This is a genomic window from Phaeobacter sp. JH20_26 (assembly GCF_048056275.1).
Taxonomy (GTDB): Bacteria; Pseudomonadota; Alphaproteobacteria; order Rhodobacterales; family Rhodobacteraceae; genus Phaeobacter; species Phaeobacter bryozoorum.
This window is the reverse complement of sequence record NZ_JAYMWL010000001.1, coordinates 161,724-173,504: the sequence shown is the minus strand read 5'-3', so window position 1 is coordinate 173,504 and position 11,781 is coordinate 161,724. Positions and strand designations below refer to the sequence as shown.

8 protein-coding genes are annotated in these 11,781 nt (G+C 62.7%); 5 read left to right on the top strand and 3 right to left on the bottom strand.

Annotated features, from left to right (window positions below):
- Positions 1-8 precede the first annotated feature (8 nt).
- Positions 9-854 (bottom strand): ABC transporter ATP-binding protein, encoded by an 846-nt coding sequence (locus VWY60_RS00830; protein WP_416539643.1) that lies wholly within the window; start codon positions 852-854, stop codon positions 9-11.
- 104 nt (positions 855-958) lie between these two features.
- On the opposite strand from VWY60_RS00830, the gene VWY60_RS00825 reads away from it, so the two are divergent.
- From VWY60_RS00825 to tviB, 5 genes are all read left to right on the top strand, one after another.
- On the top strand, positions 959-1,606 hold the full coding sequence (locus tag VWY60_RS00825; RefSeq protein ID WP_416539642.1) for a TetR/AcrR family transcriptional regulator: 648 nt from the start codon (positions 959-961) through the stop codon (positions 1,604-1,606).
- A complete protein-coding gene (locus tag VWY60_RS00820; RefSeq protein WP_416539641.1) occupies positions 1,603-2,790 on the top strand; it encodes a pyridoxal phosphate-dependent aminotransferase in 1,188 nt (395 codons plus the stop codon). The genes VWY60_RS00825 and VWY60_RS00820 overlap by 4 nt, the downstream gene beginning before the upstream one ends.
- A complete protein-coding gene (locus VWY60_RS00815) occupies positions 2,787-4,442 on the top strand; it encodes a 5-guanidino-2-oxopentanoate decarboxylase (protein ID WP_416539640.1) in 1,656 nt (551 codons plus the stop codon). Before VWY60_RS00820 ends, VWY60_RS00815 begins: the two co-directional genes overlap by 4 nt.
- Positions 4,443-4,445: 3 nt before the next feature.
- Complete coding sequence (locus VWY60_RS00810; RefSeq protein WP_416539639.1) at positions 4,446-5,228, top strand: dimethylarginine dimethylaminohydrolase family protein; 783 nt, start codon at positions 4,446-4,448, stop codon at positions 5,226-5,228.
- A gap of 122 nt (positions 5,229-5,350) precedes the next feature.
- On the top strand, positions 5,351-6,622 hold the full coding sequence (gene tviB / locus VWY60_RS00805) for a Vi polysaccharide biosynthesis UDP-N-acetylglucosamine C-6 dehydrogenase TviB (RefSeq protein ID WP_416539638.1): 1,272 nt from the start codon (positions 5,351-5,353) through the stop codon (positions 6,620-6,622).
- Positions 6,623-6,647: 25 nt separating this feature from the next.
- On the opposite strand, the gene VWY60_RS00800 is transcribed toward tviB, so the two are convergent.
- Together VWY60_RS00800 and VWY60_RS00795 are read right to left on the bottom strand one after the other, a co-directional pair.
- Positions 6,648-7,556 (bottom strand): MurR/RpiR family transcriptional regulator, encoded by a 909-nt coding sequence (locus tag VWY60_RS00800; protein ID WP_416539637.1) that lies wholly within the window; start codon positions 7,554-7,556, stop codon positions 6,648-6,650.
- A 106-nt stretch (positions 7,557-7,662) separates the two neighbouring features.
- Positions 7,663-11,523: a PEP/pyruvate-binding domain-containing protein gene (locus VWY60_RS00795; RefSeq protein ID WP_416539674.1), complete on the bottom strand. Its 3,861-nt coding sequence runs from the start codon at positions 11,521-11,523 to the stop codon at positions 7,663-7,665.
- Between the last annotated feature and the right edge of the window lie 258 nt (positions 11,524-11,781).

Here is an 11,781-nt window from a genome sequence, read left to right as displayed (position 1 = left end):
TGGCGAAATCATCCGACTGAGCTGAGGAACTGTTTGAGCCGCTCCGACTTTGGATTGCCGAAGACTTCGGCCGGCGGGCCCTGCTCTTCGATGCGGCCCTCAAAGAGATAGACAACATGGTTGGCAACCTCGCGGGCGAACTTCATCTCATGGGTGACCAGCAGCATGGTGCGCCCTTCGGCCGCCAGATTGCGGATGACCGTCAGCACTTCGCCCACCAATTCGGGGTCCAATGCGGATGTCGGCTCGTCAAACAGCATCACGCTGGGATCCACGGCAAGGGCGCGGGCGATGGCGGCGCGCTGCTGCTGGCCGCCGGACAGAAAAGCGGGAAAGGCATCCGCCTTGTCACCAAGCCCGACGCGGGCGAGCAGCTCATGGGCGCGGGTGATGGCCTGCGACCGGGGCACTTTCAGCACATGAACCGGCACTTCGATCACGTTTTCCAGCAGGGTGCGATGGGTCCACAGGTTGAACTGCTGAAAGACCATCGCCAGCCGGGTGCGGATACGTTCGATCTGGCGGCGGTCGGCGGGGCTTCCATCGGGGCGCATGGCGATGGTTTCGCCCGCGATGACGATTTCGCCGGAATTGGGGGTTTCCAGAAAATTGATACAGCGCAGCATAGTGGATTTGCCGGACCCGCTGCCGCCGATAATTGCCACCACATCGCCCTGTCGGGCGGTCAGGGAGACACCCTTCAAGACCTCCAGAGACCCAAAGGATTTGTGCAGGTCGCTCACCCGGATCGCCTCGGTCCGTTCCGCGGCCCGGATGTTCGCGGCACCGGCATCCGACGCGGGGACTGGGGCTGTTGAAAGCGGGGCAGGGCCAGCGGCAGCCGGATCGGGCATTTTCTATTGTCCTCATATTTCGGCTTGTAGTAAGGCTGACTTGGCGTAATTATGCAAGTGTATAATTACTGCATCCCAGCAACCATTCAGCCATTGGAGAGCCCGTGTCAGGTGAACGCCGGAAGTTTAAGCGTGCGACCGCGGAAGAGCGCAAGGACGCGCTGATTGCCGCAACGCTGGAGCTGGTGGCCGAAAAAGGCGTGCGCGGTGCCACCGTGCGCGACATAGCCGAGCGCGCGAATGTGACCCAGGGGCTGATCCGACACTATTTCTCCTCCAAGGAAGAGCTGATGACCGCGGCCTATGAACACCACATGGTCACCATCAGCGATCTCACCTATGCGCCGATCGCCGGGATCGAAGGCGATGCCCGGTCGCGTCTGGCGGGGTTCGTCGAGTCATCGCTGCGCCCGCCCGTTGTAGAGCCGACCGCCGTGGCGCTTTGGGCTGGGTTTTTGAACAAGGTGCAGCAGGATCCCGACATGCGGCAGATCCACCAGCGCACCTATGATTATTTCCGCGACAAGCTGGGCGAGCTGATCGCCGCCGCGCTGGACGAGGCAGGGCGACCGGTGGATACGGCGCGGCTGCATCATCTTGCGGTGGCCTGCAACGCGGTGATCGACGGGCTATGGATGGAGGGCGGTGCCTTGCCGGAGGCCTTCGACGAGGGGGAATTGCCTGCCATCGGATTGGAATCCGTCAGCGCAATTCTGGGACTGAATTTGCAGCATAAGGCGGAAGAGCCATGAGAATGACCGATGTGACCAAGCGGCTTGCGGGGCTTGGCGGGGCCAAATGGGCTGTGCATCTGACCGCGCGGGAGATGATCGCCGCGGGGGCCGATATCATCGAAATGACCATCGGCGAACCTGACGTGCCACCCCCGGATGTGCTGATGCGTACCGCCAGCACTGCGATGGTGTCTGGCCGGACCGGTTATTCGGACGGTCGTGGTGAAGCGAACCTGCGCCAGGCGCTTGCTGCGCGTTATAGCGCCAGCACGGGGCGGCCTATAGGGCCGGATAACGTCCTGTGTTTTCCCGGCACGCAGACCGCGCTTTATGCGGTGCTGATGGGTGTGGCCCAGCACGGGGACGAGGTTCTTGTCGGCGATCCGATGTATGCCACCTACGAAGGAGTGATCCGGGCAAGCGGTGCCGATATGGTGCCCGTAACGCTTCGGGCCGAGCATGGTTTTCGGATGCAGGCCGATGATATCGCCGAGAAAATCACGCCGCGCTGTCGCGCCATCCTGCTGACGACACCGCATAATCCGACCGGGTCAATTCTGACGGTTGAGGACCTTGATGCGATTGGACGACTGGCCGAGGCGCATGATCTCTGGATCATCTCTGATGAGGTCTACGAACAGCTGGTGTTTGAAGCGGCGGAGTTTGTCTCGCCGCTGGCGCGGGCGGCGTTCTCGGAGCGGGTGATCGTTGTCTCCTCGATTTCCAAATCCCATGCCGCACCCGGATTTCGCAGTGGCTGGTGCATTGCCAGTAAAGCCTTCTGCGACGGCTTGCTGCCGCTGTCGGAAACAATGCTGTTTGGTAACCAGCCCTTCATCGCGGATATGACCGAGCAGGCCGTGCGTGACGGATCACCGGTGGCGGCGGGGATGCGTAGGCGATTTGCCATGCGTGCGGCGAAACTGGCAGAGCGGCTGCACCGCGACACGGCATTGCGGGTTCACAGCCCGCAGGCCGGAATGTTTGCGATGATTGACGTCTCGGCCACCGGTATGGATGGCGATGCCTATGCGCAGGATCTGCTCAGACGGGGTGGGGTTGCGGTGATGCCGGGATCCTCTTTTGGTGACAGTCTGCGGAGCTGGGTCCGGGTGGCGTTGACGATTGAGGATGAGGCCTTTGACCGCGCGCTGACGCGGATCGTCGATCATGCCAGCCAGCGATCGGCGGAGGTGGCATGAGCAGGTCCGCCCAAGACGCGGCACCGCACACTGTCGGCGAAGCGCTGGTTGAGGCGCTGGCAACACGGGGCGTGCGCCATGTTTTCGGCATTCCCGGTGTGCATACGGTAGAGCTTTACCGTGGGCTGGCGCACTCAGACCTGCGCCATATCACACCGCGTCACGAGCAGGGGGCCGGGTTCATGGCCGATGGCTATGCGCGGGTTTCCGGCCGACCGGGTGTGGCCTTTGTGATCACCGGACCGGGGCTGACCAATACGCTGACGCCGATGGCGCAGGCGCGGGCGGATTCGGTGCCGATGCTGGTGATATCCGGGGTCAACGCAAGCGGCTCTCTCGGTCAGGGGCTGGGCCATCTGCACGAGCTGCCGGATCAACATGCGCTGGCGCAGCTGGTTGCGCTGAGGTCGGAGCATGTGGCGGCGCCGGAGGGTCTGGCGCGGGCGCTCGATCAGGTTTTTGCACCGGTTGACGGCAGCGCGTTGTCACGCCCGGGACCGACCCATCTGCAGGTTCCGCTGGATGTTGCAGGGGCGGCGGCGGTCCAAACCGGCCAGTCGTCGGCAACTGATGTGAACAGGGCAGGGCCGTCCGCCGCGGATCTGGCCGCAATCACGCAGCGCCTGTCGACAGCAAAGCGCCCGGTGATCCTGGCAGGCGGAGGCGCGCGGTTCTGCGCCGATCAGTTGCGCCAGCTGGCGCAGCTTCTGGGCGCGCCGGTGATCCAGACCGTTAATGCGCGTGGGGTGCTGTTTGACCATCCGCTGTCGGTGCCCGCAAGCCCCAGCCTCGCCTCGGTGCGGGGGCTGATCGAGACGGCGGATATGGTGCTGGCGCTGGGAACCGAGCTGGGGCCGACCGATTACGATATGTATGCCACCGGAGTGATGCCACAGATGCCGGGGTTGATCCGGGTTGATCTCTGCGCTGAGCAGTTGGCCCGACACCCGGCTGAGCTGGCGATCCATGCGGATGTGGCGGATGTTCTTTCTGCGGTTCTCGCCGATCTGCCGTCAGTTGCCGGCCCCTCCGGCGACTGGGGCCTCACACAGGCGGGTCTGACCCGCGCGGCAGCCTGGGAGGAAATCGGCGAGGGTTACCGCGCGCAGGTCGAGGTGCTGAATGCGCTGCGCGCAGCAGTTCCGGGGGCAATCATCGTTGGCGATTCTGCGCAACCGATCTATGCGGGCAATCTCTACTACGATCATGACCGCCCAGGGGGCTGGTTCAATGCGGCCACCGGCTATGGTGCGCTTGGTTATGGCATTCCGGCCGCGATCGGCGCCGCCGTTGCGGCACCGCAGACGCCGGTTATCTGTATCGTCGGCGATGGTGGCGCGCAGTTTTCCCTGCCCGAGATCATGACAGCCGTGGATGAAGCCTTGCCGATCACGTTCATCGTCTGGAACAACCACGGCTATCAGGAAATTGCCCGCTCGATGCAGGAGGTGGGCGTGGCTGTGGTGGGCTGTGATCCGACACCGCCGGATTTCGCTGCGGCGGCGCGGTCCTTCGGGATCTTGCATCGGGCGGTTTCCGCCGATCCGCAAGAGGTTGCCGCGGCCATCAAAGACCGCGCCGCGCAGGCAGGCCCCAGCATCATTGAGATCATCACGCCCAAATACGTGCCGACACAGGCTACAAAGGACTGAGACATGACAAACCCAACATATGAATTCTCCCGCGCCATCACCCGCCGTCCCGCGTCCAATATCACCGACGGCCTGCGGGCCGAGGATATAGGCACGCCCGATCTGGACCGGATGCTGGCCGCTCATGCCGATTATGTTGCCGCACTGAAAAGCACGGGCGCCGAGGTGATCGAGCTGCCGCCGCTTGAGGCCTTTCCCGATGCGGTGTTTGTTGAGGACACCGCCCTCTGCCTGCCCAAGGGCGCGGTTCTGATGCGCCCCGGCGCGCCGTCGCGTCTGGGGGAGGTGGCCGAGATGGCACCGACCCTGCGGCAATGCTACAGCGAGCTGCGCGAAATCAACGGCCCCGGCTTTATCGAAGGCGGCGACATTCTTGTGACGGACCGCGAAATCCTTGTCGGTCGTTCAGCGCGGACCGATGCGGCCGGCGTGGCGGAACTGGCAGAGATCGTGTCTGACTGGGGCCACAGCCTGCGCGAGGTTTTCACGCCAGAGGGCGTGCTGCATTTCAAGACCGACTGTTCGCTGATGGACGGTGAGACCATCCTTGCCACCAAACGGCTGGACGCATCGGGCTGTTTTGAAGGCTACCGCGTGCTGCATGTCGCCGAGGGCGAAGAGGCTGCGGCCAATGCCATCCGCTACAACAATCTGGTAATCATGGCGGCAGGTTTCCCGCGCACCGCCGAGATGCTGGATCGCGAAGGCTATGAGGTTGTTCAGATCAGCAATACCGAGTGCGCCAAGCTGGATGGCGGCATGTCCTGCCTGTCGCTGCGCTTCTGAACTGGCCCAAAGAGTGGATCTCTCCCGGTTTCGGGAGGGATCTGGCCACATGAGGTTGAAACCTGGCGCCGCCGCCCCTTATGAAAGGCAATCGGGCAGACAGAGACCATTGAGGCGGCGGTATGAGCGGGACAGAACGGATTTGCGTGATCGGGCTTGGCTATGTCGGTCTGCCGCTTGCGGTGGAATTTGGCCGATCGCGCCCGGTAGTGGGCTTTGACATCAGCGACGACCGGATTGCGGCGCTGCGCTCAGGGCAGGACAATACCCGCGAGATCAGCGCCGAGGCGCTGGCGGCTGCGTCGCATCTGACATTGACCAGCGACCCGGCAGAGATTGCCGATTGCACGATCTTTATCGTCACCGTTCCAACACCGATCGACAGCAGCCGTCGCCCGGATCTGACGCCATTGCTGCGGGCGTCAGAAACGGTTGGTGGCGTGCTCAAACCCGGCGATCTGGTGATCTATGAATCCACGGTCTATCCCGGCGCCACCGAGGAGGACTGCGTCCCGGTTCTGGAGCGCGTGTCCGGGCTGACATTCAATCGCGATTTCTTTGCAGGCTACAGCCCCGAGCGGATCAATCCCGGCGATAAGACGCGGCGTCTGCCGGATATCGTCAAGGTGACCTCCGGCTCAACGCCTGAAATTGCGGCGCGTGTCGATGCGCTCTACCGTGAGATCGTGACGGCGGGCACCCATCAGGCCGAGAGCATCCGCGTCGCCGAAGCGGCCAAGGTGATCGAGAACAGCCAGCGCGATATCAACATCGCTCTGATCAATGAGCTGGCCAAGATTTTCAACCGCATGGATATTGATACCGAAGCAGTGCTGCGTGCTGCCGGAACCAAGTGGAACTTCCTTAACTTTCGTCCGGGTCTGGTCGGGGGCCATTGTATTGGGGTCGACCCCTATTACCTGACCCACAAGGCAGAGCAGCTGGGCTATCACCCCGAGATCCTGTTGGCAGGGCGGCGGCTGAATGACGGCATGGGAGCCTATGTGGCGAGCCAGATGGTCAAATCCATGCTGAAACGCAAGATGGCCATTGCCGATGCGCGGGTCCTTGTGATGGGGTTGACCTTCAAGGAAAACTGCCCCGATCTGCGCAATACACGGGTAATCGACGTGGTGCGCTGCCTTGAGGAATACGGTCTGACGGTGGATGTGCATGACCCCCATGCCGATCCAGATGAGGCGCGGCAGGAATACGGCGTCAATCTGGTGACAACTCCGCAGCCAGGGGCCTATGACGGTTTGGTTCTGGCGGTGGCCCATCAGGAATTCCGCGATATGGGGGCCGCGCAGATCCGGGCCTTGGGTCGGGACCATGCGCTGCTGTACGATCTGAAGTATGTGCTGACGCCGGACCAGTCCGACCTGCGGCTCTGACCGGCCGATCAGGCTCTGAAGCTGGCTACTTCGGGACCTTTGGCAATTTGCCGCCGCGCCAATAGGCGCCGGTGTCTTCCCGCAGGGTCTCGTAGGTGCGGAACCTTTCCTGCGCCGCCTCTCCTCCGGCATCGACCAGATGGGTCAGCAGACAATCAAGCACTGCCATCGCGCCGCCATAGCCACCAAAAGGATGCAGCGTATTGTCGGCCACCAGCAGCAGGTGGTCGGGCTGCAATCCGGGCGCGATTACCTCGCTATCTGAGATGAGGATCAGCGTCGCGCCTTTGTTGCGCGCCTGTCTCAGCGCCTGCAGCGTCTCCGATGAATATGGCGCGAAGGTCATGGCAATCAGGCAGTCCCCGGCGCCGATATCCATCAGCTCGTCCACGGCGGTGCTCATGTGGCGCGGCACCAGATCAAGCCCCGGCAAGGCCATTCGTCCGACGTAGTGGAAGTAATAGGCCAATGCGTAACTGGCGCGGGTTGCAGTAACATAGCATCGTCGCGCCGAGGTCAGCGCCGCAACGATGGCCGCAGTGCGCCCGGGGGTCATCAGGCGCAGCGAGCGGGCGACGATGTTCACCTCATTGCGGGCGATGCGACCGTGGCGGGTGGTTTCGGGAGCCTGTTCCAGCCGATCGAGCCAGCCAAGGCCCAATCCGCCCTCACGCTCGGTTGTCAGCGCGGCCCGAAAGGGCGCGCGCAACGCCTCGAAACTGTCAAATCCAAGATGTGCGGCCAGTCGCACCAGAGAATTCGCGCTGACCCCTGCCTTGGTCGCCGAGACACGGATCGGATCAAGACCAAAGTCGCCGGGGGTGTCGATGATGTATTTCGCCGCCGCCGAGAGGGCGGGGGGCAGGCTGTCGATCTCGGTCTTCAGCTGGTCGAGCAGGCGATGGGTCTGTCGGGGATCAAGATGCGGGTCCATGGCCACAGTTCAGACCGTTTGCGCGAAAAGATGCAAGATGGAACGTATGTTCTGCCCCTGCCTTTGAGACCGGAAGGGTCAGGCAGGGGCAAAAACGGATGGTGGATCAGGCCGAGACCTGTTGCAGATCCGGCGTCTCGCTCGGGGTGATCGAGCCGTCCTCGCCAACCATGATCAGCTTACCATGGGACAGCTGGTCGAGCCCCTTGCAGGCCACCAGCATCAGGATGTTCTTTTCCCGCGCGACAATCGCCATATGGCTAAGCCAGCCGCCCACCTCGCTGAGGACAGCGCCGGAGCGCTGGACATAAGGAAGCCAGGCCGGGTTGATCATGCGACATGCCAGGATGTCGCCGTCCTGAAACCCGTCAAAGACCTCCGGGCCGATGGCGGTTTCGTCTTCAACCCAGAATACGCGGGCCTCCACGGTGCCGCTGCCGGCGACACAGGTGCCGCCCAGATGCCCATCAGCGGACCCCGCCTGCACGCCGAGCGAGAGCAGCTCGCAGTCACGCAGGGTGAGGCTGACATCGGTTGGCGCCGAGGCCTTGCGCAGATCTTCGACGTGTTTGCGGCTGGCGGCGTGCTCTTTCAGCAGCTCAGGTTGGGTCCAGTCGCCGGTCATGATCTCTTCCATGGTCAGGTAGAAGATCAGATCCTCCAGCTCGGTGTCGATCCCCAGGGCCAGCAACGCCCGGCGCAGCTCCGCCAGAACCCGCAGTGCCTCGTGTTTGGCCTGTTCCTTGAGGTCCTGATAGGCGATCGCAAGCTCTAGCGTGTCGCGCAGATCTTCCGGCAGGTTTGCCGGAGTGGCCACGGTGCCGCTGATCGGCTCAACCGAACTGTCGAGCAGGGAGGCCAGCAGGCCGGGTGCTTCGCTATAGCGGGGTGCCGACAGTTCGTAATCAAAGATCGAGCGATGCCCCATCAGCAACTGCGCATGGGTTTCTGCATTGGCACCGGTACAGGAGGCCAGCAGGCTGGACGGGGCGTGGGGCAGTTCGGCGTGCATCAGGTGGGCGCGCAGGGCCGGATCGCCTGCGGCGGCGGCGCTGGCTTCGCCCATGGTAAAGCCTGCGACAATATTCACCTTCTCCGCCTCGACATAGATGTCGGTGACAAAGAGATTGCGCAGGGTCGCAATCGCCTCGAGCTGTTTCTGGCGGGGCAGGGCGGTGTAGTCCACAGCCTGCCAGAACGCCAGCTGATCGGTGAGCTGGGGCAGCACCTCCTCGCGCATGTGGGTGATCATCGGGCGGGCCTGCCTGCGCAGCTGCTTGGCCTTGGCGGCGGTCAGTTTCAGCGTCATCTGCTCTTTTAGGCCGACATCGACGTAGGTCTTGCCAAAGAGGTTCACCAGATGACCCGCCCGGCCTTCCGGCAGGTTATAGGGGACGCTCAAGCCGCGGCAGGCCAGATCGACGCTGCCGCCCGGCGCCCAGAGGCTGCCCATCAGCGAGAAAGACAGCGGGGTCGGGCGCGGCAGCACTTCGGACATCTCATCCTGTTCCAGCAGCGGCTTATCCGGATCCACCCCGGCGTAATGGTCCAGCAGATCGCGCCATTCCTGAAGCCGGATCCGCTCAGCTTCGGTTCCAAGCGACAGGGTGGTAATGTCGCGGCTTTGCACGATCTGGAACTGGCCGTTTGCATAGGCCCATTCGACGTCCTGCGGGCAGCCGAAGGTCTCCTCGATCTGCTTTCCAAGCGCCAGCAGCGGCGCCATGTCCAGCGTCTGGTCCTGATCTTCAGATGCGGGCAGGCCGGTATAGCGGCCAAAGCGCAAGCTGGTCGGGGTGACGCGGCCAGAGACCAGATCCTCGCCGCAGCCTTCGACCCATTCGATCATGCACATGCCGGGGGCCATCGGATCCTGGGTGAAGAGAACGCCGGCGTAGTCTGCCTGCACCATTTCCTGCACTACGATGTTGCCCTGATCGGTGCTGTCGCCCTCGCCCGAATAGCTGGCGGCGCGCTCGGACGAGAAGCTGGTCACAACTTCATCCAAGGCGGCGCGCATGGTCTCCGCGGTGACGTCCAGCACGGATTCGAACACTCCAGCAAAACTCTGGTCAGCGCCATCTTCGTTGCTGGCCGAGGAGCGCACGGCGACCGGCTTGCCGCCAGCCAGCCGATAAACATATGCGGCAAATGCGTCTTTTCGGGCGTCAGGCATCTCGCGATAATCGTGAATTGCATCGGAGCGCAAGACTACGCCGCCCGGCACCGGTAGCCCTGCGTTTTTGAGAATGGACAGCCGCAGGGCCTTATTGCCGGCGTGCTCCAGCTCCTCGGTGTAGCCCATCGGGATCACGCCGCGCGGCAGTTTGGCGAGGCGGCGCTTGTGGGCGCGCAGCGACAGCGCCTCAGCCAGTTTGCGGTGCATGCCGGTGACATAGGCGCGCTGCATCAGCAAGAGCGTCAGGCTGAAGCAGAGATAGGCATTGGCGGCGCCCGAGAGGCTGAACACCATGGCAAATAGCGCAGGCATGCCCAGCACCATCCACAGGGTTTTCTGGCGCTTGGTCTTGGCCACGGCCCAGAGCAGATAGATGGCGGCGAGGGCGCAGAACAGCACCGGCATGATGAACAGAGGATCGGGCAGGCCGAGGTCGGCCATCCACAGGAACGGGGTCTGCAGGCTGACGCTGGCCTCTTGCGCGGCGGAGACGCCCAGCATCATCACCGGCAGGAACAGCAGCGCGGTGAGGTTCTTCATCGGCGTCAGGCCCTTGTCCTTGTAGAACGCCTGCACCGCGCGCGCCTTGCGCACCGGGTCATGGGCCAGTTTTTCCTTCAGCGCCTTCATCTCATCGGCGGTCTCACTGGTGGTGATCTGGTCGCGTTCAGATTTCAACGCCACTGGCAGGATCATGATCCGGGTGATCAGGGAGAGGGCGAGCAGACCCAGCAGGATATGGCTGCGCTCATGCACCCAGAGCAGCGCGGCGGCCAGCGCCGAGATCGCCTTGTCCCAGAGGCCGCTTTGCTGATCGGCAAGCCAGGCCTGCACATGAGGCTTCGGCTTGGGGGCTACAAAATACTCCCATGGCAGGGTGTAGCGGCCACGGAAATCGAACCCTTTCTGCGACAGCTCCAGCCCCAAAACCTGGCTCATGAAACAGCTGCGACGGTCGTAGCAGGCCGCCAGCGTTGGTTTGGTCGGATCAAGTTCACTGATGCGCTGCATCAGATCGGCGGTTGTCGTCTTGCGGATCGGAATGTTCACCGCGCCGGGAAGGTGGCCCGCCTCAAAATCCCCGGGGTAGCGGGTATCGACGATCTGCAGGTCCTCGGTGTTCATCAATTCGGTGAAATCCGCGGTGCTGAGCAGCACATCACGACCGGGATATTCCGGAATGGCACGCAGGTCAGAGAGGGATTTCACGTCCTTGTCAGAGAACGCGCGCCCTTCGACAATCCATTTCTCGATTCCGCCGGCGATGAAGCTGCAGTCGATGCCCATCGCTGCCAGCTTGGCACAGGTTTCCGAGCTGCGGTTGCCGTTATGGCAGAACAGCACGACCTTCTGGCCGGGTTTGACCGGCTGGCTCTCGACGAAGTCCGGAAAACGGATATGGGTCGCGCCGGGCAGGGTGCCCATGGCATTTTCGCCGGTTTCGCGGATGTCGTAGAACAATGTGTTGCCATCCTCCAACGCGGCGGCGGCGTCGGCTGTCGACATCGCAAGCGGATGATCTGACTGGCGCGCAAAACTTGTCTCTTTCAGCGCCGCGTCCTTGATCTTGGTTCCGTCAAACTGCGCCGGCCGCATGAGCGTTGCCTGCAGGCGCGCCTGCTCCGCCGCCCGCTGGCTGCTGAACTGCCAGTAATTCATAACGGCCAGTGTCAGCGCCGCCAGCACCAGACCGGTGATCAATCGGACCGGGTAACGTGTTGCCACCGCAGTGCTCTTCGGCTTCAGACCAAGCTTCGCCGCAACCACCGCGCCGAGACCCGACATCATCGCGATCGCCACGGCCAGCACCTGCGACAGGGATGATACCGATCCGATCACCAGTTCCGGTGAGGGAATGGCCCAGGCAGCAGCGGGGGCGAAGCCGGAAAAAAGGGCGGCCGCAAGCAATAGGCGGGGAACGGGTCTGCGGGAAATTATGTGGTTTTTGATCACGGGAGGTCCTGCCGGGCTTCTGCCCGATCTTCAAATTTATGATGAATTTTATAAAAGAGCGCTGAAATCGTTACTGAAACGTTAATATTCATG